At 53.2% G+C, this 549-nt stretch carries 1 protein-coding gene; it reads right to left on the bottom strand.

Annotation, left to right across the window (positions count from 1 at the left end; translation table 11 throughout):
* Positions 1-447: Stf0 family sulfotransferase (locus SLH49_RS22295; protein ID WP_320271349.1), on the bottom strand; the 447-nt coding region annotated here is incomplete at its 3' end.
* Positions 448-549: the final 102 nt, after the last annotated feature.

The raw sequence follows: 549 nt of genomic DNA, 5'->3' as shown, positions 1-549 counted from the left end.
TCTGCGATGCCAAAGACCGGTTTGTTCCGCGCGAATGTAAGAAATGGCTTGGTCTAACTTGTCCTCTCGCGAAAGATAAATGAACAGCGTCGGACCGAATGCCGCCTTGATGCGATCTACGTCCGATGCGCTGTCGGGATACAGAAATCGCACCTGATCCATGAAGAATGCGAAGCTACCGCGCTGGAGTCTAAGTCCAAAGACTTCGGTTTCGCCTTTCCCGCGAGCGGTTGCTGCTCCGAAAACGCCGTCCAACAACTCCCGTCTGGTAGCAAACTCGGTGGTGTCGAGGTCATAGTAATCCAGCCATGCATCAATCGACGGCTTGTGAAAAAGAGAGCCAGGATTCCCAGCAACTTTGGTCTCGGCCAGCAGTTTACAGAGCATGGTGCTGCCGCTGCGGGGCGATGTGCAAATGACGTAAGACTTAAACGGCGGGGTAGGCATGGTGTCTCTTCAACAACGCTATCGGTGACCTTTAGCGGACTCTTGTAACAGTTACAGCATTATGCACTTTGGGCTCTAAGCCGACGTCAGGTGCGACTTTGC

Origin of the sequence: Cognatiyoonia sp. IB215446, from assembly GCF_033963825.1 — a bacterium.
Lineage (GTDB): Bacteria > Pseudomonadota > Alphaproteobacteria > Rhodobacterales > Rhodobacteraceae > Yoonia.
Note: the sequence above shows the minus strand (reverse complement) of the source record. Positions and strands in the feature narration are given on the sequence as shown.